At 72.7% G+C, this 18,407-nt stretch carries 16 protein-coding genes; 9 read left to right on the top strand and 7 right to left on the bottom strand.

The genetic code is table 11. The features are described 5' to 3' along the window. The 4 genes from manA to ACIGJI_RS04085 all read left to right on the top strand — a co-directional run bounded on the left by manA (position 1) and on the right by ACIGJI_RS04085 (position 6,102). A complete protein-coding gene (gene manA, locus ACIGJI_RS04100) occupies positions 1-1,122 on the top strand; it encodes a mannose-6-phosphate isomerase, class I (RefSeq protein WP_363445915.1) in 1,122 nt (373 codons plus the stop codon). 161 nt (positions 1,123-1,283) lie between these two features. Further along, entirely contained in the window at positions 1,284-1,601 is a 318-nt protein-coding gene (locus ACIGJI_RS04095; RefSeq protein WP_149084934.1) for a WhiB family transcriptional regulator, read from the top strand. Positions 1,602-1,681: 80 nt separating this feature from the next. Further along, a complete protein-coding gene (locus ACIGJI_RS04090) occupies positions 1,682-4,723 on the top strand; it encodes a glycosyltransferase (RefSeq protein WP_366244525.1) in 3,042 nt (1,013 codons plus the stop codon). Continuing rightward, positions 4,720-6,102, top strand: coding sequence for a DUF5719 family protein (locus ACIGJI_RS04085; protein WP_363445919.1), 1,383 nt, complete (start codon positions 4,720-4,722; stop codon positions 6,100-6,102). The genes ACIGJI_RS04090 and ACIGJI_RS04085 overlap by 4 nt, the downstream gene beginning before the upstream one ends. 9 nt (positions 6,103-6,111) lie before the next feature. On the opposite strand, the gene ACIGJI_RS04080 is transcribed toward ACIGJI_RS04085, so the two are convergent. Next, the gene (locus tag ACIGJI_RS04080) at positions 6,112-6,537 is read right to left on the bottom strand and encodes a hypothetical protein (protein WP_259953229.1); all 426 of its coding nucleotides are present in this window, start codon (positions 6,535-6,537) and stop codon (positions 6,112-6,114) included. Positions 6,538-6,615: 78 nt separating this feature from the next. On the opposite strand from ACIGJI_RS04080, the gene ACIGJI_RS04075 reads away from it, so the two are divergent. Then, positions 6,616-6,822, top strand: coding sequence for a DUF3499 family protein (locus ACIGJI_RS04075; protein WP_025103036.1), 207 nt, complete (start codon positions 6,616-6,618; stop codon positions 6,820-6,822). Positions 6,823-6,843: 21 nt separating this feature from the next. Here ACIGJI_RS04075 and ACIGJI_RS04070 read toward each other — a convergent pair whose 3' ends face one another. After that, positions 6,844-7,653, bottom strand: a complete 810-nt coding sequence (locus ACIGJI_RS04070) for an RDD family protein (RefSeq protein WP_363445922.1) — start codon at positions 7,651-7,653, stop codon at positions 6,844-6,846. A gap of 16 nt (positions 7,654-7,669) precedes the next feature. On the opposite strand from ACIGJI_RS04070, the gene ACIGJI_RS04065 reads away from it, so the two are divergent. Continuing rightward, entirely contained in the window at positions 7,670-8,662 is a 993-nt protein-coding gene (locus tag ACIGJI_RS04065; RefSeq protein WP_315637113.1) for a stage II sporulation protein M, read from the top strand. A gap of 16 nt (positions 8,663-8,678) precedes the next feature. Here the strand turns inward: ACIGJI_RS04065 and ACIGJI_RS04060 are convergent, their stop codons facing one another. The 5 genes from ACIGJI_RS04060 to ACIGJI_RS04040 form a co-directional block, all read right to left on the bottom strand. Continuing rightward, positions 8,679-9,986, bottom strand: a complete 1,308-nt coding sequence (locus ACIGJI_RS04060; RefSeq protein WP_280566185.1) for a DUF58 domain-containing protein — start codon at positions 9,984-9,986, stop codon at positions 8,679-8,681. Beyond that, the gene (locus ACIGJI_RS04055; RefSeq protein ID WP_259953275.1) at positions 9,987-10,910 is read right to left on the bottom strand and encodes a MoxR family ATPase; all 924 of its coding nucleotides are present in this window, start codon (positions 10,908-10,910) and stop codon (positions 9,987-9,989) included. Positions 10,911-11,007: 97 nt separating this feature from the next. Beyond that, the gene (locus ACIGJI_RS04050) at positions 11,008-12,195 is read right to left on the bottom strand and encodes a DUF4350 domain-containing protein (protein ID WP_259953236.1); all 1,188 of its coding nucleotides are present in this window, start codon (positions 12,193-12,195) and stop codon (positions 11,008-11,010) included. Continuing rightward, positions 12,192-12,863, bottom strand: a complete 672-nt coding sequence (locus tag ACIGJI_RS04045; RefSeq protein WP_363445924.1) for a DUF4129 domain-containing protein — start codon at positions 12,861-12,863, stop codon at positions 12,192-12,194. The genes ACIGJI_RS04050 and ACIGJI_RS04045 overlap by 4 nt, the downstream gene beginning before the upstream one ends. Then, positions 12,830-14,140, bottom strand: coding sequence for a glycerophosphoryl diester phosphodiesterase membrane domain-containing protein (locus ACIGJI_RS04040; RefSeq protein WP_315637109.1), 1,311 nt, complete (start codon positions 14,138-14,140; stop codon positions 12,830-12,832). The genes ACIGJI_RS04045 and ACIGJI_RS04040 overlap by 34 nt, the downstream gene beginning before the upstream one ends. 95 nt (positions 14,141-14,235) lie before the next feature. Between ACIGJI_RS04040 and mtrA the strand changes: the two genes are divergently transcribed. The 3 genes from mtrA to ACIGJI_RS04025 are packed head-to-tail and all read left to right on the top strand — an operon-like array spanning position 14,236 to position 18,318. Continuing rightward, positions 14,236-14,916 (top strand): MtrAB system response regulator MtrA, encoded by a 681-nt coding sequence (mtrA, locus tag ACIGJI_RS04035; protein WP_025103044.1) that lies wholly within the window; start codon positions 14,236-14,238, stop codon positions 14,914-14,916. Between the two features lie 7 nt (positions 14,917-14,923). Continuing rightward, on the top strand, positions 14,924-16,603 hold the full coding sequence (gene mtrB, locus ACIGJI_RS04030; RefSeq protein ID WP_187663727.1) for an MtrAB system histidine kinase MtrB: 1,680 nt from the start codon (positions 14,924-14,926) through the stop codon (positions 16,601-16,603). Then, positions 16,600-18,318, top strand: coding sequence for an LpqB family beta-propeller domain-containing protein (locus ACIGJI_RS04025; RefSeq protein WP_363445926.1), 1,719 nt, complete (start codon positions 16,600-16,602; stop codon positions 18,316-18,318). The genes mtrB and ACIGJI_RS04025 overlap by 4 nt, the downstream gene beginning before the upstream one ends. The last annotated feature ends 89 nt before the right edge of the window (positions 18,319-18,407 follow it).

The following is an 18,407-nucleotide window of genomic DNA, read 5'->3' as shown; positions in this document are numbered from 1 at the left end:
ATGCTGCGCAGCCTCACCAACGTGCCCCGCGACTATGCCTGGGGATCGCCGTCCCTCCTCGCCGAGCTCGAAGGCCGCACCCCGACGGGTGCGCCGGAGGCCGAGGTCTGGTTCGGCGACCACCCGGGAGATCCCGCCGACCTCGCGGACGGGGGGACGTTGGACACGGTGACGGGCGGCACGCTGCCGTACCTGCTCAAGCTCCTCGCCGCCGCGCGGCCGTTGTCGATCCAGGTGCACCCGACCAGGGAACAGGCCCAGGACGGCTGGGCCAGGGAGAGCGCGCTGCCGCTGGACGACCCGCGGCGGAACTACCGCGACGCCAACCACAAGCCGGAGCTGATCGTCGCCCTGAGCGACCGCTTCGAGTCGCTCAGCGGCCTGCGTCCGATCGCGGACACGCTGCGCCTGCTCGAGGCCCTCGAGGACGGTCCGGGGGTGCGGGCCCTGCGGGAGCGGCTCTCGGGTGACGGCGACCCGCTCGGCGACGCGATCGGGTGGCTGCTCGGTGGAGGAGCGCAGGAGGAGGTCGAGGAGATCATCGGCGCCGTCGCCGCCGCCGGCGCCGCAGGGGAGGAGTTCCCGGCCCTGCGTGCGGTGGCCGCGATCGCCGAGAGCTCGCCGGGTGATCCCGGGGTCGTCGTCGCCCTGCTCATGAACCACCTCGTGCTGCGCCGCAGCGAGGGCGTCTTCCTTCGGGCGGGGCTGCTGCACGCCTATCTCTCCGGCCTCGGTGTCGAGATCATGGCCGCGAGCGACAACGTGCTCCGGGGCGGTCTGACCCCCAAGCGCATCGATGTGCCCGAACTGCTCGCCGTGCTGGACACCACGCCCGGCGAGGTCCCGGTCCTGCGGCCCGCGGGCGACGAAGCCGTGACGACGTACCCGGTGCCCGTGCCCGACTTCGCCCTCCGACGGGTCCGGATCGACGACACGGCGGTCACCCTGGACGTGTCCGGCCCGACCATGGTGCTGGCGACAGCCGGCTCCGTCCGGGTGACGGCGGAGTCGGGAGCGGAAGTCTCCGTCCCGATCGGCACGGTGGCGTTCGCCGACGCCGACGAGCGCTCCCTCACGCTGTCCGGGGCGGGCGAGGTCTTCGTCGCGACCCCCGGCCGCTGAGGGGTCGAGCGCAGGCGCGCGACACGCCGGTGGAAGCTCATGAACCTTCAAGAAACGCTTGAGGGTTTACGATCCGCGACTTGACCCGAGCGAATGACACGGGTGTAATTAGGTGAGCACGGCCCGCCAGGGGGGCGGTTTCTGAAGGGTTGGAGGTCGAGATGACGGGTTACCGTTCCGATGTGCCGGAGAACTGGTTCGTCGATCCGGTCAACCTCGGTGTTCCCGGGGTCCGCCGGTCCGACCCGGACGACGACAACGCCCTTGCCTGGCAGAGCGACGCGCTCTGCTCCCAGACCGACCCCGAGGCCTTCTTCCCGGAGAAGGGCGGCTCCACGCGGGATGCCAAGCGCATCTGCACGGCGTGCGACGTGCGTGGCGAGTGCCTCGAATACGCGCTGGCCAACGATGAGCGCTTCGGCATCTGGGGCGGGCTCTCCGAGCGCGAGCGGCGCAAGCTCAAGCGGCGCGCCAGCTGACGCCTCCACGGCGCGGCTTCGTGGGCGCGCCGGGAGCGGTGCGCTTCCTGGACTGACGCCCCGCATAGGCTGACCACGTCATGCCAGCCCGAGTTCATGCCCTCATCGTCGCGCGCCCCGGCCCCTCCGCCCGCGCCCAGCTCCTCCGCACGCTCGACGCCGTCCGTTCCCAGACGCTCCCGCCCGCGGCCGTCACGCTGATCATCTGCGGCGACGCCACCACAGCACGGGAGAGCGACGCCGTCGCCGCCACCGTCGAGGGCATCATCGAGGCGCGGTCGTCGACCTCGTTCGCCGAGGCCCTCGAGCTGGCGCGTCCACGCGTCCTCGACGGATCGGCGATCTGGATCCTCGCGCAGGACACCGCGCCGCACCCGCGGGCGCTGGAACGGCTCACGGGCATGTTGGAGCGTTCCCCGTCCGCGGCGATCGTCGCTCCGAAGCTCGTGGCCACCGACAACGAGCGCGAGATCGTCTCCCTCGGCGTGAGCATGACCACCTTCGGCCGCTCGGTCGAGCTGGCCGCCGGGGAGCTGGACCAGGGACAGCACGACCGGATGGACGACGCCCTCGGGGCGGACATCCGCGGCCTGCTCATCCGCGGCGAGGTGCGCGACGCGCTGCGGCCGGACCCCGCCCTCGGCGGTGCCGACGAGGGCCTCGACCTCGGCGTCCGCGCGCGGCTCGGAGGCGGGCGTGTGGTCCTCGCCCCGGCTGCGAGGGTCTCCGCGGCCCCGGATGGTCCGGCGGCGCTACCGGCAGGACGAGCCCGGAGGGCATTCGTCACCCGTCTCGCCCAGCTCCATCGGCGCCTCGCCTATGCGCCCGCAGCCGCCGTGCCGCTGCACTGGCTGACCTTCCTGCCGCTCGCGCTGTGGCGTTCCCTCACCCATCTCATCGGCAAGCGGCCCGAGGCGGTGTTCCCGGAGTGGGGCGCGGCTCTCCTCGCGATGATCCGCTTCGGCGCCGTGGCGCGATCGCGCGCCCGTATCCGCTCGTTCCGATCCTCCACCTGGGCGAGCATCGCCCCGTTGCGGGTGACCCCGGCGCAGCTGCGGCGCCGGCTCGACGACGGTCATGGCAGCGAACACGGTGCCGTCAGCGAGCTCCGCTTCTTCTCCGGGGGTGGGGCGTGGGCGGTGCTGGCCGCGCTCGTCGTGAGCATCGCCTCCTTCACCAGCCTCCTCGCCTGGCCGGCGCTGGGGGGCGGGGGCCTCCTGCCCCTGCGCGAGACCGTCGCCGCGCTGTGGCAGGATGCGGCGTGGGGGATGCGCGGGCTCGGCATCGACCTCGTCGGCCCTGCGGACCCGTTCGCCGCGATCGTCGCGGTGCTGGGCTCGCTGTGGCCCGGGGCGCCGTCCTTCGCGATGGTGCTGCTGTGGATCCTCGCACTGCCGCTCGCCGTCCTCGGGGGATGGTTCGCCGCGACCCGCGTCACCGACCGAGCCGGCCTGCGCATCTTCGCCGGCATCGCGTGGGCGCTCGCGCCGACGTTCCTCACCGCACTCGTGGACGGTCGGCCTTCCGCCGTGCTCGTCCACCTGCTGCTCCCGTGGCTGTTCCACTCGGCGGTGGTCGCCCACCGTTCCTGGGGCGCGGCCGGAAGCGCGTCCCTGCTCCTGGCGGCGGTCGTCGCCTGCGCGCCGGTCCTCGCTCCGGCGCTCGCGGTGCTGTGGGTCGTGGCTCTGGGGATCGTGCTGGGAACGGCGCAGTTCCGCGGGGCCGGCCGCCTGCTCTGGCTCCCGCTGCCGACCGCGGCGCTGTTCGCTCCTCTGATCTTCTGGCAGCTCGCCCACGGCACGGCCCTCGGTCTGCTCGCCGATCCCGGACGGACGTGGCTCGGGCCGCAGGCGGCCGCCGACGCCGCCGGTCGCCTGGCGATCGCCGGTGGCTTCCCCACGAGCGATCTGGCAGGGTGGGCGACCGTCCTTCCCGGCACCTGGGCGGCGCTGCTGTGCGCGCCGCTCGCGCTGCTCGCACTGGGATCCGCCGTCTCGCCCCGGTGGCGTGCGGGGATCACCCTGCTGGTCGTCGCGCTCAGCGGACTCGCCACAGCGTTCCTCGCCGTCGGTGTCAGCGTCGCCTCCGCGGGAGCGACCGCGGTCCCGCTCTGGCCGGGCACCGGTCTGAGCCTCGCCTGGATCGGCGTCGTCGGCGCGGCGACGATCACGCTGGACACGGCGCTCACGCTTCCCCGACTGCGCGTGGCCGCCACGGGACTGGCCGCCCTCGCGCTGGTGGTGTGCGCGGTCCCCGCCCTCACCGCGTTCCACGGCGACCGTTCCGCGCTGACCAACGGCCCCGAATCCACGCTGCCCGCCTACGTGCGTGCGCAGGCGGCCGGGGACCGTCCGATCTCCACTCTCATCCTCACGCCGCAGAACGACGGCGGTCTCGCCGTCGAGGTGGTGCGCGGCGCGAGCGAGACCGTGGGAGCGCAGACGACGATGCTCTCCACGGCGGTCGAACCCCAGGGGACGGACCTCGCCGTCCTCGCCGTCGATCTCATCTCCGCGCGCGACTTCGACGCGCCGGCGCAGCTCCTCGCGCAGGGGATCAGCTACGTCCTCCTCGCCGAGGTACCGGGCGAAGGGGATCGCGCACGCACTCTGCGCACGGCCTCCGTCGCGGCGATCGACCAGCGGGCGGGCCTCGTGCAGGCCGGTTCGACGGACCGCGGGGTCCTCTGGCGCCTCGAGGGCGAGCCGGCGGAGCCGGCAGCGCTGAGCGCGACGCAGGAGGGGACCGCCAGGGTCGTGGTGACGCTGCAGCTCCTCGTCGTGCTCGCCGCGCTGCTCCTGTCCATCCCGACGCGCGCGTCGCGTCGGGCCGCCAGAGCGCAGTCGAGGATCGTCGGCAGGGCGCCGGAGGAACCTCTGGTCCTGCCACGCCACGCGGAGGACTCGGTGCCGGACGCGGCCGTCGTGCCGCCGGTCGGTACCGTCGAGGACCCGCAGGACGAACCCGCGCTCGCCGACGAGGCACTCGCCCCGATCGCCGACGCCGAACCCGCTGACGACGGTGCAGACCCCCGCCCGACGGCGGACGGCGAGGAGGACCGGCCGCATGTCTCGTCCGCCGACCACCAGGGAAGCACCAGCTCCGAGGAGGACCACCGATGACGGGCACTCGCGCGTTCCGCGTCGCTGCGACCAGCGCGCGGGTCGTCACCGGCGTCGTGGTCGCCGCCGCCTGTGTGCTGGGCGTCGCGACCGCCGTGCACGCCCCCTGGCCGACCGTCACGCACGAGCCGGCGCAGGAGCGGGTGACCCCGCTCCCCGGAGACAGCGTCCTGGTGTGCGCCGGCGACTTCCGCGCGCTCGGTCGCAACACGGCCGCGCCGTCGGAGATGCGCCGGGCGGCGACCCCCGAGCTCACAGCGGGAGGCACGAACGGCGTCCCGTCGCAGACGGGGCTCGCGGTGCCGGACCTCGTGGACGGGCAGGAGGTGCCGGTGCTCACCGGAGCCGTCGAGGGGCGGTCAGCACCGCTCATCGCCGGCGCCGAGTCGTCGACTCTCGCCGCGGAGGACCTCGCCGGCTTCGCCGCCTCTCCCTGCGGAGTGCCTCGGCTCGAGTCGTGGCTCGTCGGCGGGTCCGTGGGCACCGGAGCCGAGGACGTCGTCCTCCTCGCGAACACAGCCGACGTCCCCGCGACCGTGACGCTCGCGGTCTACGGAACGGCCCGCGGCGGACGGACGGTCATCGTCCCGCCGCGCACGCAGACGGCACTGCCGCTGACGTCCATCGCTGCGGGCAACGACGTCCCCGTCGTCAAGGTGAGTGCGGTCGGAGCGCCCGTCCGCGCCGTTCTGCAGTCGGCGCTGATGCAGGTGCTCGACCCGGTCGGGGCCGACCAGCAAGAAGCGGTGTCGGGCCCGCAGCAGCACGTCGTGCTCCCCGGTGTGCAGGCCTTCGCGGCAGCAGGGGACCAGGGCGACATGACGGTGCTGCGTCTGCTCGCGCCCGGAACGGACGCGCTCGCCGAGGTCCATGTGACCGCCGAGGGCGGTGGCGCCGGTCTGGACGCGTTCACGGTGCCGCTCACCGCCGACGAGCCCGCGCAGGTCTCGCTCAGCGGTCTCGAGCCGGGGACCTACACCGTGGAGATCGAGGCCGATGCCCCCGTCGTCGCCGGGGTGCGGCAGCAGGACGGCTTCGGAGCGGACTCCGATTTCGCGTGGGTCACCCCCGCACCGGAGATAGACGCGGAGGTCGCCTTCGCCGTGCCGTCCGGTCCGTCCCCGCGGCTGCAGCTGGCCAACACGTCCGATGAGGAGACCACCGTTTCCCTCTCGACCATCGACGGGGGCTCGCCGCAGGAGATCGTCATCCCGGCGGGGGAGACCCGTGGCCTCGACGTCGCAGCGGACACGACCTACGTGCTCCGTCCGGAGGGAGAGGTGCACGCCGCCGTCGCGATGACGGCGCCCGGCGCCCTCGCCGTGCTTCCGGTCCCGCCGTCGCCGGGGGTCGAGGCGTCGATCACCGTCTACCCCTGACGGGCGGGGTCAGCGGTCGTGGCCGAGATCCCACGGCTCCCGGCCGACGTACTCCGCCGCCGCACGGAAGACGGCACTCTCGATCGCCATCCGTCGATGCGCGGCGTCGTCGTGTCCCGGCGGGAGCAGCCGCTCGATCGGGATCCGGAAGAGAACGATCCTCCGCTGATCGCGGTCGAGGTGCCAACGCGGCACCTCGCCGTCGGCGTCGTACGTCGGCAGCGCACCGATCTCGAATCGGACGTCCTGGAGTTCCGGCCACGTCCCGCGCAGGAACTCGACCGCTGTGCCCACGGTGAGGTCGAAGCGATCGATGCGGCCGTCCAGCGGGGCAAGCGGCGGCTTCACGACTTCGCTGCGTCCGAGACGACCGTGCCGGCCGTGCCTGGCACCGCGGCGAGCGGCGGCGGCGGGGACGGAACGGCGACGGGGCATGCCGAAAAGTCTAGGCGCTGTGGCGGCTCCCGGCGCGGCAGCCCCGCCGCCGCCGGGAGGCGCCGTACGCTGACGGAGATGGACGGACGACTGTGCTCGAAGGTCGGCTGCGCGCGCGAGGCCGTGGCCACCCTCACGTATGACTACGGCGATCAGATGGCCGCGCTCGGGCCGCTCGGTGCGGCGAACGATCCGCAGGCGCACGACCTCTGTGCGCCGCATGCGGACCGCCTCTCCGTCCCTGCGGGATGGCTGGTCGTCCGCCACGAGGCCCTGCGCGCCTGACCGACGCGACCGGCGAGGTGGTCAGGCGCCCAGACGGCGACCCGTCAGTCGCTCCGCACGTCGATCCGCGTTGTCCAGCGCGCGGCGTTCGCGCTCGCGCCGGAGGACGGTGACGCCGACCAGCACGAGCTCGGGCGGCGCCGCCGGTACGGGGGAGATGAAGGGTGCGGCCTCGGCGAGCAGGTCGCGGGCCACGCGTTCCCGAGCAGCCGGGAGCATGCGCGGGGCGCTCACGAGGAATTGGGAGATGCGGCGGGCGAGCCGATCAGGAAGCCGCGCCACGTCGGCGACCTGCGCCCATGCCGTCAGCGCCGGAGGCAGCGTCGGCGCGAGCGTGACCAGCTGCGGGGTGCGCACCCGCTGGCTGTACGTGCCGGCGACCAGGTCGCCGAGGCGCTGGGAACGCGCCGTGAAGGCCCCGACCAGGACGGCGAGGCCGCCGAAGGTGAGATAGATCTCGAGGACGCCGAGCAGGGCGCGGATGAACGCGTGACGGAACCCGGCCGCTCCGCCGTCCATCCGTACGATCCTGCCGCCGACGGCGAGCTTTCCGAGGCTGCGTCCCTTCAGCGCCACCTCCATCGTGATCGGCAGGATCACGAAGCTGACGACGAGGGAGGCCACGAGGGCGATGCGGTCGGTGGCGGTGTCGAGCACGCCGATGTCGAGAAGCCAGATGCGAAGGAAGATCGACCCGACGAAGACGGCGTAGCCCAGCAGCATGTCGATGACGGCCCCGGCCGCCCGGAGGAGGAACCCCACCGGCTGGACGTCGATCGCGACCGCCTCGCCGGAGAGCACCTCGTCGGAGACGTCGATCTGCGCGGACATGAGTACAGTAAATCAGGTGGATGCCGATGCCCTCACCGATGCGCGCCGGTCCGAATGGGAACGGCTGGACACCCTCAGCCGTGCCCGCCTGGACGGTGCCGGTGTCGACGAGCTCATCGTGCGCTACCGTGCCGCATCGGCCGACCTCGCGGAACTGAAGACGTCGGTCGGGGAGTCCCCGCAGGGCGCCTACCTCTCCACGATCCTCGTGCGTGCGCGGCTCCGGCTCACGGGGGCCGCGGACAGCATCCTCACCCAGACGTCGCGGTTCTTCCGCCTCCAGCTCCCCGCGGCGCTCTACCGCCTGCGTCGGACGACCCTGGTCATCGCGCTCGCCTTCGTGGCGGTCGCCGTCGGCACGGCCGCGTGGATCGCCGGTGACCCGGCGCTCGTCGCCACGCTCGGTCCACCGGACGCCTTGGAGCAGTACGCCGACGAGAGCTTCACCGGGTATTACACCGAGAACCCGGCAGCGGTGTTCATGGGGATGGTCTGGACGAACAATGCCTGGATCGCGATGCAGTGCGTGCTGTTCGGGGTGACCGGCATCTGGCCCGTCTACATGCTCGTGCAGAACGCCATGGGGCTGGGCACGTCGGGGGCGATCATGGCGATCCACGACAAGGCCGACCTCATGGTCCTGTACATCCTTCCCCACGGGATGCTGGAGATGACGTGCATCTTCGTCGCCGCGGCCGCCGGCCTGCACATGTTCTGGGCCTGGGTCGCGCCGGGCCACCGCACCCGCGGCGAGGCGCTCGCGGAGGAGGGCAGGGCGCTGGCCACCGTCGCCCTCGGGCTCGTGTTCGCGCTCTTCCTCTCCGGGCTGGTCGAGGGGTTCGTCACCGGATGGGCACTGCCCTGGCCGGTCAAGATCGGCATCGGTGCCGCGGCCCTCGCGGTCTTCCTCATCTACATGCTCGTGATCGGCAGGCGCGCCTATCGCCGCGGCGAGACCGGTGACCTCGTCGAGTACGAGTCCGGCACGCCGCGGCTCGTGGCGGGCTGAGGCACGGCGACCGCCGTCAGAGCCGCCCCGCCGCCTTGAGCTCGAGGTAGCGGTCGGCGATCCGCGGCGGGAGGTCCTCGGGGTCCGCGGCGATGGCTTCGCCACCGGCGCGGCGGATCGCGTCCGCGACGTTCTCGGCGTCCCGGAGCGTGCGCTCGGCGGCGGCGGCGAGATAAACGTCCTCCCGGGACTCCCGCGCGCGGGTGAGGGCGGCGATGCCGTCGTCCGTGACCGAACCGACCAGCACCGTCATGGCCCGTGAGGCGTCAGGGAAGGCACCGAGGAAGCCCCGTGCCGACTCGGCGGCGTCCTGCGCCGTGAGCACGACGAGAAGAGAAGGACGCGTGGTCAGCGTCCGCACCGCCGCGAAGGCCCCATGCCAATCGGTGTCGACGAGGCGGGCGTGCACCGGAGCCATGGCGTCGGTGAGAGCCGGCAGGAGCGCCGCGCCGTCCACCCCGGTCACCCGTGCCCTGGTCACCCTGTCGTGCATGAGCAGGTGCACGTGGTCGCCTGCCCGTGCCGCGAGCGCGGAGAGCAGGAGCGCGGCCTCCAGCGCCGCGTCGAGTCGTGTGCCGTCGCCCACCCGGGCTGCGGCCGTGCGCCCGGTATCGACGATGAGGACCACATGCCGGTCGCGCTCGGGGCGCCAGGTGCGCAGCATCGTCGTCCCCGCTCGTGCCGTCGCCCGCCAGTCGATGGAGCGGACGTCGTCCCCTCGCACGTACTCGCGCAAAGAGTCGAACTCGGTGCCCTGTCCCCGGACCTGGATGCTGGTGTTCCCATCGAGCTCCCGAAGCCGCGCCAGCCGCGAAGGCAGATGCTTGCGCGAGGAGAAGGCGGGCAGCACACGGATCGCGCCACGGACGGGGTGCAGTGCCTGTCGGCCGGCGAGCCCCAGGGGACCGCGGGAACGAAGCACGACGAAGGCGCTGACGAGCTCGCCACGGCGTCTCGGGCGGAGGGGGATGTCCACGCGCCGCCGTTCCCCGGGCGGAATGCGCAGGTGCTGCCGTTCCGACGGCGCTCCCGCGGTGGGCTGCCACGCGTCGCGGAGCAGGACGTCGAGCGTCCGCGTCCCCCGGTTCTGCACCGCCACGCTGACCGGCACCTGCTCGCCGAGCCGGGCGCGCGACGGGACGCGACGGGTGACGGTCGCCGCGCGCGGGTCGCCGGCCAGGACGACGTCGACGGCCACGAGGAGGAGGCACAGCCCGATCCACCCGCCCAGCACCGCATACGGCGGAAACCCCGCCAGCCCGGTGAGGACCAGCGGCACGATGCCGACGGCGAGGGCGACGGCGAGACGGCCCGAGACGAACACCTAGATCGGCACCCGGGTCTGCTGCACCACGGATGTCAGCACGGCGTCCGCCGACACGCCCTCCATCTGCGCGTCAGGACGGAGCTGGAGACGATGCCGCCAGACCGGGACGAGCATCGTCTGCACGTGGTCCGGCGTCACGGCGGTGGAGGCGTTGAGCCAGGCCCAGGCCTTGGCCGCGGCGAGCAGTCCCGTCGAGGCGCGGGGGCTCGCCCCGAGCTCGACGGAGGGGGAGTGGCGGGTCGCGCGGGCCAGGTCGACCACGTAGCCGAGCACGTCGTCGGTCACCTCGACCCGGGCGGCGGCCCGCTGGGCGGCGCGGATCTCGTCGGCGCCGATCACGGCCTCCACACCCGTGAGCTCGCGCGGCGAGAAGCCCTGGGCATGGCGCCGGAGCACGGACACCTCGGCGTCGCGTTCCGGCATGCCGACGACGAGCTTCATCAGGAAGCGGTCGAGTTGGGCTTCGGGCAGAGAGTAGGTCCCCTCGTGCTCGACGGGGTTCTGCGTCGCGGCGACGAGGAACGGGTCGGGCAGCGCGCGGCTCACGCCGTCCGCGGAGACCTGACGCTCCTCCATCGCCTCCAGGAGCGCCGCCTGGGTCTTCGGGGGCGTGCGGTTGATCTCGTCCGCAAGCAGGATGTGCGTGAACACGGGGCCCGCGCGGAAGTCGAACTCCCCGGTCCTGGCGTCGTAGACGAGGGACCCCGTGACGTCGCCGGGCATCAGGTCGGGCGTGAACTGGACGCGTTTGGTGTCGAGCCCGAGAGCTCGGGCGAACGACCGCACGACCAGGGTCTTCGCCACGCCGGGAACACCCTCCAGCAGCACATGGCCGCGCGCCAGGAGCGACACGAGCAGGCCGGTGACCGTGCCGGCCTGGCCGACCACCGCCTTGTCGACCTCGGTGCGGACGCGGTGCATGGCCTGGCGCAGCGCGGCGTCGTCGGCGGGACTGTTCTCGTCGGTCACGGGGTCTCCTCGGCTTCGGTCGGGAAAGGGGTGTGGGGCGGACGGATGGTCATGTGCCGCTCCGCGGGGACTGCGCGCTCGTCTCCACGGCGGTCTCGAGCTCGTCGAGGCGACGGGCGAGCGCGACGAGGGCGGCGTCGTCGGTGGGCGGAGGTCCCGACAGCAGGCTCTGCAGCGTGCCGCGCGGGATCCGGAGACGGTCGGCGGCGGCGTCGGCGATCTCGTCCGCGTCCGCGTGCACAGCCAACCCGAGTCGTCGGGCCAGTCGCCTCCGGGTGCCCTCCCGCAGCGCGTCCGCGGCGTGCGGGGCGTCCGCGGCCCTGGCCGTCAGTCGCGCACGTCCGTGCATCGTCTCCGACGCGCGGACGGTCACCGGAAGGGTCTCGGCCACGAGCGGGCCGAAACGTCGGCCGCGGGCGAGCGCGACGGCCAGGCCCGCGGCGAGCAGCAGCAGGATCGCCGGGGTGACCCAGTCCGGGGTGAGGCTCCCGAGCGTGTCGGGGGTGGTGCCCTCGATGTCGGTGTCCTCGAACGACGGGACGTACCAGACGACCCGGTCGGTCTGCCCGAGCAGGGCGAGTCCGAGCGCGGCGTTGCCGTCCTCGGCGAGGGCCGCGTTGCTGAACAGCTTCACACCCTCGACCACCGCGCGGTACCCATCCCTCTCGTCGACGAGCACGGCCGCGGCATCGTCCTCGCCGAAGCACCCGGTCACGTCGTCTGCGGGGGAGAAGAGCCGATCAGGGCGGATGGCGCCGACTTCGGCGAACTCGGGGACCGCGCAGGTGGCTGTTCTCGGCGCGGCCGAACCCGACGCGTTCTCGCCGATCGCGAGTTCGGCCAGCAGATGCGTGCCTGTGGAGAGGAAGACGACGCGGTCGGCCGGCGCGAGGAGATCCGCCAGGGCGTCGTCGGAGAGCGTGTAGGGGTTGGTCAGGGCCAGCGTGGTGTCCTCGTCGAGGGCGGCGGCTGCCGCGGCCCGCGAGCGGACGACCTCGACCTCGACTCCCTGGTCCCGCAGCAGCTCGGCCAGGGCCAGGGCGCCGGTGCCGGACCGGCTCTCCGGATCGAGGGTGCCCCGCGCGCCGGGGCCGCTCGCCGCGAGTTGGGAGGCTGCGAGGGCGACCGCGACCACGAGCGCCGCGACGAGGAGCCACCCGAGGAGAGAGGCGGTCCGACGCCGCGGGCGCTCGGCGGTGGTGTCGACGGCGATCTCGTCCGATGCGATCGTCGTCACGCGGGCACCCCCTCGGGGCGGTGGGCGCGGAGGCGCTCGTCCGTCGCGGCGAGGTGCCGGTAGTCGTCCTCCGTAGCGGGATGCCGTAGGTAGCGCACGTCGTCGAAGGACGCGGCGGCCCGCCGCAGGGCGTCCGCCTCGTCGGTGAAGACCGCGCTCGCGGACCGGGCGAGGGACTGCGCCGTCGCTCCGGGCGCCGGATCGATGAGGTCACGCTCGAGCAGGCTGCGGGCGATCGCGCGGTAGCGGAGCACGACCGCGGCGTCCCAATCGCTCTGGCGTGCGCTGCGCTCGGCGTCGGCGCGGAGCTGTGCCGCGCTGCGGTCGTCGGCGGCGCCGAGGAGGTCGCCGTGCGCGCGCCGGATCGCTCTCGAGCGTCGGGGGCGTCCCCACACGATCAGCGCGGTGACCAGAGCCGCGGCGATGAGCACCGTGACCACGATGAGTGCGGTCGGGCCGACGCTCGCCCCGTTCTCCCCGCTGAAGAGATCGGTGAGGAAGCGCATCACGTCGCGGGCGAGGAGGTCGAACCACGTGGGCTTCGCGTCCGCGTACCGCGGATTGGACAGCTCCTCCTCGGCCCAGCGTCGCGCTTCGTCCCCGTCCGGGACGAAGACGTCGTCGAACCGTCGCATCATGACGGCGGGGTGCTGCCCGGCGCCGTCCATCCGGCTGCGTCCTCGGCGGACGGCGGGGCGGGAGGGGCCGGTGCGGGCGGCGGCGGAGGGGCGAACGCGGTCGGCGCGGGAGAGGTCGGGAGAGGACCCGCCGCCCCCGGGAACGGCATCGGCGCCACGGGGGGCCCGCCATACGCCGGAGAGCCGTAGCCCTGGGACATCATCACGTGCTCCGGCACCTGCCGGGGCGGGGGAGCGCTGGTGACCGCACGGGCGGGATCGATCGCGAACGGGTCGCCGAGCTGGTCTTCCGGCACACCGAGGTCGCGGCGCTCCACGTGGGAGAGGAGCGTCTGGTCGAGTCCCTCGTAGCGCATCCGGCAGTCGAGGTAGACGAGCACGCCGCCGGTGCTCTGCACGACGATGGTGATCGCCTGCAGGATCAGCAGCAGCACCTGCGGGGCGAGGAGGGCGAAGACATACGCGATGACGGCGCTCGGCTCGCTGGACCCGGTCGGGGCGATGACCGTCCCGAGGAACGAGGAGAACATGGCGGTCGGGATGCTGACCACCTGCATCGCCAGGCCCATGATGAGGCTGATGAGGAAGGTCACGCCGAACGCGACCCAGAACCGGCCGCGGGTCAGGCGCCACGACCGCACGAACGCCTCCCGGAAGCGGGCCCGCTCCAGCACGAGGATCGACGGGACGAGCAGCAGCTTGGTCGACAGCCAGACCGTGAGCGGGATCGCCGCCAGGGCCAGGAGCACCACGACGAGCACGACGATGCCGATCATCTCCGGGGTGCCCCCGAGACCGCCGGCGATGAGAGCGGCGATGACGGCCGCGACGATCGCGAGGCCGCCGAAGAGCGCGAGCACGGAGAGGGAGGCGAAGCCGGCGAGCCGCCAGAAGGCCGGGGCCATGCGGCGCCACAGCATCCGCAGCGTGGCCTTGACGCCGACCGTCGCGTAGCCGACCTCGGCGGCCACCACCCCCTGCATGATCGCGGTGAACGCGACGGAGGCGAGCCCCACGACGAGGCCGGCGATGAGGTTGATGGCGATCGTGCCGGCGAACACGGCCTCGAAGTCGGGGGAGGAGGGGGAGACCGTCTCCAGCCGGGAGAACGTCGAGAACAGGACGAGCCCCATCACCCCGGCGGTGGCGACGACGACGATGAGCTGGATGACGACGGCGAACCCGAACAGGACCTTCGGGTTGTGCCGCAGCGCCGCGAAGGCCTTGCCCAGCAGCATGCCGAACGTCAGCGGATGAAGGGGGATGATGCCCTTCCGGGGAGCTGGGGTCCACGTCTGGCCGCTCACGGGCCTCCCTCCGTCGTGCGCTCCCATCGTGTCATATCCGGGCACTGAGGCGCAGACCTGCGGAGGGCGGGACTCGGTGCCATAAGGTAACAGTTATGACCTCACGCATCCTTGTGGTCGACGACGACACCGCGCTCGCCGAGATGATCGGCATCGTGCTGCGCACCGAGGGATTCGAGCCGGTGTTCTGCGCGGACGGTGCGCGCGCGGTCGACGAGTGGCGAGCGCAGCGCCCCGACCTGGTGCTCCTGGACCTGATGCTCCCCGGAATGGACGGCATCGAGATCTGCACGCGCATCCGCGCCGAGTCGGGTGTGCCGATCATCATGCTGACGGCGCGCAGCGACACGGCGGACGTCGTCCGCGGCCTCGAGGTCGGCGCCGACGACTACATGGTCAAGCCGTTCAACCCGAAGGAGCTCGTGGCCCGCATCCGCACCCGGCTGCGCCCGACGCCGCAGGCCTCCAGCGAGCAGCTGCGGATCGGCGACCTCACCGTCGACGTGGACGCGCACGAGGTGCGCCGCGGGACGACCCCGATCGCCCTCACGCCGCTCGAGTTCCAGCTTCTCGTGGCCCTCGCCTCCAAGCCGCAGCAGGTGTTCTCCCGCGAGATGCTCCTCGAACAGGTCTGGGGCTACCACTACAAGGCGGACACCCGGCTCGTGAACGTGCACGTGCAGCGGCTGCGGGCGAAGGTCGAGCTCGACCCGGACAACCCCAAGATCGTCATGACGGTCCGCGGCGTCGGCTACCGCGCCGGCAGCGTCACCTAGGGACCCCATGGCCGCGACGACTGCGACCACGGCCGTCGCCGTCCTCCGCGACTGGCGCGGCTGGCCGGACGTGCTGGCGGCGCTGTGGCGGCGCTCACTCCGGTTCCGCACCCTCGCGATCACCCTCGTCGCCACGTCGCTGGCGATCCTCATCACGTGCGTCACGATGGCGCTGGTCATCCAGAACGACCTCTTCGTGTCGCGGAAGAACGTCGCGCTGGAGGATGCCCGCCGAGCGGTGGACCAGGCGCAGTCCCTGCTGGACGTGGCGGAGGTGGGCGATGACCCCGCCGCGCTCACCGATCTGTGGAACGGCATCCCCGACACCCTCTCGCGCACGTCGAGCGCCGACCTGCTCGCCGGCTTCAAGATCCAGGACGGCTCGGGGACGGTCCGGCTCAACGGCTTCACCGCCGGGCTCACGCCGGATCTGCTGAGCCCCGAGCTGCAGGCCAGGGTCCGCGAGTTCGACGACCGGCAGGCCTGGCAGTCCGTCGCCCTGCCCACGGAGGACGGCGGCGTCGTGCCGGGCATCGTCGTGGGGCAGCAGCTCCAGGTGCCGCAGGCCGGGACCTTCGAGATCTACTTCGCCTACGACCTCGCCGACGCCGACCAGACCCTCGTGTTCGTGCAGCGCACCCTCTGGATCGCCGGCATCGGGCTGGTGGCCATCGTCGCGGCCATCTCCTGGATCGTGCTGCGGACCGTGTCCACCCCGATCGTCCAGGCGGCCGAGACGAGTGCGCGGCTCGCGGCGGGCGATCTCGGCGTGCGGCTGGAGGTGCACGGCGAGGACGAGCTCGCGACGCTGGGGCGCTCCTTCAATGCCATGGCCGACAGCATCGAGGCGCAGATCAAGGAGCTCGGCGAGCTCTCCATGGTGCAGCAGCGCTTCGTGTCCGACGTCTCGCACGAGCTCAGGACCCCGCTGACGACGATCCGCCTCGCCGCCGACATGCTCAACGACCAGCGCGACGAGTTCGACCCCACGACCGCCCGCACCGCCGAGCTCCTGCACGCGCAGGTGCAGCGGTTCGACACGCTGCTGGCCGACCTGTTGGAGATCAGTCGGTACGACGCGGGGTCCGTGCAGCTCGAGCTGGAGGCGACGAGTCTCGCCCAACTCGCAGAGGACATCATCGAGCAGATGCGACCTCTTGCGGAAGGGCATGGCACGGAGATCCGCTTGGTGGCGCCCGGCGGCTACTCGCCGGTGGATATGGACCCGCGTCGTGTGCGGCGCGTGCTGCGGAACCTGATCGGCAACGCGATCGAGCATGGAGAAGGGCGTCCGGTCGTCGTCACGGTCGACAGCAACCAGCACGCGGTGGCCGCGGGCGTGCGCGACTTCGGGCTCGGGATGGACCCCGGAGACGCGGAACGCGTGTTCGATCGCTTCTGGCGCGCCGACCCGTCGCGGCAGCGCACCATCGGGGGCACGGGGCTCGGCCTGTCGATCGCCCTCGGCGACGCCACCCTGCACGGCGGCACCCTCGCCGTGTGGTCGGAGCTGGGGGTGGGCTCGCACTTCGTGCTGACCATTCCCCGCCACGACCGGGTGCTGGACGGCCCGAGCCCGATCCCGGTGGAGCCGCAGGAGCCCCTCACAGAACTCGGCGACGCGACGCAGCCGATCTCGATCGCCGAGACCTATTCCGATCTGCTCGACGGGAAGGACCAGTCATGAGCCCGCGCGCGAGGAGCCGATTCGTCCGTGGCGCCGCACTGGCGCTGGTCGCGCTGCTGCTTCCCGCGTGCGCCGGTCTGCCGACGAGCGGCGACGTCGCGGTCGGTCTCCAGCTGGGGGAGTCCCCGGACGACGTCGACGTGCTCCCCGTGGCTTCCGGTCCCGTCGCGGGGGCGGGCCCCGAGGAGATCGTCGAGGGGTTCCTCGAAGCCGGCATCACGACATCGGACAACTGGGCGACGGCTCGGGAGTTCCTGGCGCCTTCTCTGCAGCGCAGCTGGCGACCATCGGCGGGGGTCTCCATCGACGCTGGTCCCGAGGCCCGCACCCTCAGCTCGAACGTCTCCGACGACCAGGTGGAGGACGCTGAGGAGGCCGAGGTGCAGGTCCTCCTCGAGCTGGTCGCCAGCGTGGACGACTCCGGGGCGTACAGCGGTGCCCCCGGCGACTCGAGCGTGCCGTTCGCGCTCGCGAGGGGGGAGGACGGCGAGTGGCGGATCACCGAGGCGCCCGACGGCGTGGTGATCGACCAGAGCCGGTTCCCGAATGTGTTCGAGGGGTACTCGCTGCAGTGGTTCGACGCGCGCTGGTCCCGACTCGTCCCGGATATGCGGTGGTTCCCGCGACGCCAGAGCCCGGCGACGACCGTGACGCAGGCCCTCGTCAGCGGTACTCCGGCGGAGTGGCTCGATCCGGCCGTGCAGACGGCGTTCCCCGCCGACGTCCAACTGGCACAGGACGCGGTGCTCATCACGGGGCAGGCGGCCGAGGTGGCGCTGACCCGACCCGCGGCGAGCCTGGACGAGACCACGCTGGCCCGGATGCGCACCCAGCTGCAGGCCACGCTGAAGGCCGCGGGCGTGAACGTCACGCAGGTGCGTTTCAGCGTCGACGGCCGCGCGCTCGACGCGGGGGTCGTCGATGTCATCAGCACCCCGTCGGAGCCGGGGACGCTCGTGCTGAAGGACGGCAGGTTCGGTCGCATCGTCGGTGACGAGATCGCGTCGATCCCCGGGATCAGCGCGCAGATCCAGGCGGTCACGCAGCCGATCGAGGCGATCGACGTGGCCGCGGACGACGCGACCGCAGCGCTGCAGCTCGACGACGGCCACGTGTACCTCGCGACCGAGAACGGACGCAACGAGCTGGATGCCCGGTCCGGCCTCGTGCAGCCGTCCCTCGACCCCTACGGCTACGTGTGGTCGGTGCCCGCGTCAGCCCCGCAGGCGGTGCTCGCCGTCGGCCCCGATGTGGTCGGACACGAGGTCGCCGGCGCGTGGCCGAACGCCTCGTCCATCTCCGATCTGCGGGTCGCCGCCGACGGCGCCAGGCTCGCGGCTGTCGTCCGGGTCGGCGGCCAGCTCTGGGTGGTCGTCGCGGCGGTCGTCCGGGACGGCGCCGGTGTGCCCACAGAGCTCGGTGAGGTGCGACAGCTGCTCCAGCTCACCGAGCCGTCGACGGGGCTCGTCTGGCTGGGGCCCGATCGGCTGGCCGTGCTCACAGACTCCACGACGCCCCGTCTGATCGTGCAGCCGGTCGGCGGACCGGGCTCGGCCGAGAGTGCACCCAGCAATGCGGCGTCGATCGCCGGTGCCCGCACTCCGGCGGGTGTGCGCATCCTGGACACCTCGGGGCAGCTGTTCGCGCACGCGGGATCGGCGTGGCGGGAGGTGACGGAAGGCGTCTCCGTCCTGGCCACACGAACCGGCGAATGACCTCTCCTGCACGGAACGGCCTCGGCGCCGATCGAGTCCCGCCACAAGGGGATGGCTCTCGGGGGCACGCGCCTGACGGCAGGATCTCG

It is taken from the genome of Microbacterium sp. NPDC064978 (assembly GCF_044543605.1).
Taxonomy (GTDB): domain Bacteria; phylum Actinomycetota; class Actinomycetes; order Actinomycetales; family Microbacteriaceae; genus Microbacterium; species Microbacterium meiriae.
The sequence above is the reverse complement of the archived record's forward strand: the minus strand, read 5'-3'. Positions and strand labels throughout refer to the sequence as shown.

Coding starts and splice junctions, on each gene's coding strand:
- ACIGJI_RS04080 (WP_259953229.1), bottom strand. CDS start 6,537: ATGCCCCGTCGCCGTTCCGTCCCCGCCGCCGCCGCTCGCCGCGGTGCC.
- ACIGJI_RS04085 (WP_363445919.1), top strand. CDS start 4,720: ATGACGGGCACTCGCGCGTTCCGCGTCGCTGCGACCAGCGCGCGGGTC.
- ACIGJI_RS04090 (WP_366244525.1), top strand. CDS start 1,682: ATGCCAGCCCGAGTTCATGCCCTCATCGTCGCGCGCCCCGGCCCCTCC.
- ACIGJI_RS04025 (WP_363445926.1), top strand. CDS start 16,600: ATGAGCCCGCGCGCGAGGAGCCGATTCGTCCGTGGCGCCGCACTGGCG.
- mtrB (WP_187663727.1), top strand. CDS start 14,924: ATGGCCGCGACGACTGCGACCACGGCCGTCGCCGTCCTCCGCGACTGG.
- ACIGJI_RS04055 (WP_259953275.1), bottom strand. CDS start 10,910: ATGCACCGCGTCCGCACCGAGGTCGACAAGGCGGTGGTCGGCCAGGCC.
- ACIGJI_RS04075 (WP_025103036.1), top strand. CDS start 6,616: ATGGACGGACGACTGTGCTCGAAGGTCGGCTGCGCGCGCGAGGCCGTG.
- ACIGJI_RS04045 (WP_363445924.1), bottom strand. CDS start 12,863: ATGGACGGCGCCGGGCAGCACCCCGCCGTCATGATGCGACGGTTCGAC.
- ACIGJI_RS04070 (WP_363445922.1), bottom strand. CDS start 7,653: ATGTCCGCGCAGATCGACGTCTCCGACGAGGTGCTCTCCGGCGAGGCG.
- mtrA (WP_025103044.1), top strand. CDS start 14,236: ATGACCTCACGCATCCTTGTGGTCGACGACGACACCGCGCTCGCCGAG.
- manA (WP_363445915.1), top strand. CDS start 1: ATGCTGCGCAGCCTCACCAACGTGCCCCGCGACTATGCCTGGGGATCG.
- ACIGJI_RS04095 (WP_149084934.1), top strand. CDS start 1,284: ATGACGGGTTACCGTTCCGATGTGCCGGAGAACTGGTTCGTCGATCCG.